Origin of the sequence: Halobacteriovorax sp. DA5, from assembly GCF_002903145.1 — a bacterium.
Taxonomy (GTDB): Bacteria; Bdellovibrionota; Bacteriovoracia; order Bacteriovoracales; family Bacteriovoracaceae; genus Halobacteriovorax_A.
On sequence record NZ_PPDJ01000049.1, the window covers coordinates 1 to 497 of the forward strand.

Genomic DNA, 497 nt, shown 5'->3' on the forward strand with positions numbered 1-497 from the left:
CGACTGATTGATAGGTATGGAATAAACATTGTCAAGAAAGGTAAGAACACTTATTATCCTCCAGAACTCAAGCAGGAAATGATTGATAAAGTACTTCTTCAGAAGCAGTCGAGTCTGTCAGTCTCACTTGATTACGCCTTGCCAAACCGAGGAACACTCCCAAACTGGATAGCACAATACAAGAAAAACGGGTATACTATTCTTGAGAAAACAAGAGGGAGGCCACCAAAGATGGGGCGTAAACCAAAGAAAACCTGGGAAGAGATGACGGAGTTAGAGCGACTTCAGGAGGAAAATGAACGGCTTAGAACGGAGAATGCCTATCTAAAAAAGTTGAGAGCGCTTCGTTTAAGGGACGAAGCCAGAGAACAAGAAAGGCTCAAACAGTTAGAGAGATGGTTGCAGAAGGATTCCGACTAGATCTACTGCTGACGATTGCTCAATTAGTTCCTTCTACCTATCATTATCAAGTCAAACAACTGGATAAACCAGATAAA

At 42.1% G+C, this 497-nt stretch carries 1 pseudogene; it reads left to right on the forward strand.

The annotated features are described in order from the left end of the window. Nucleotides 1–497 (forward strand): annotated as a pseudogene (locus C0Z22_RS15835) (IS3 family transposase); the annotation flags it as partial.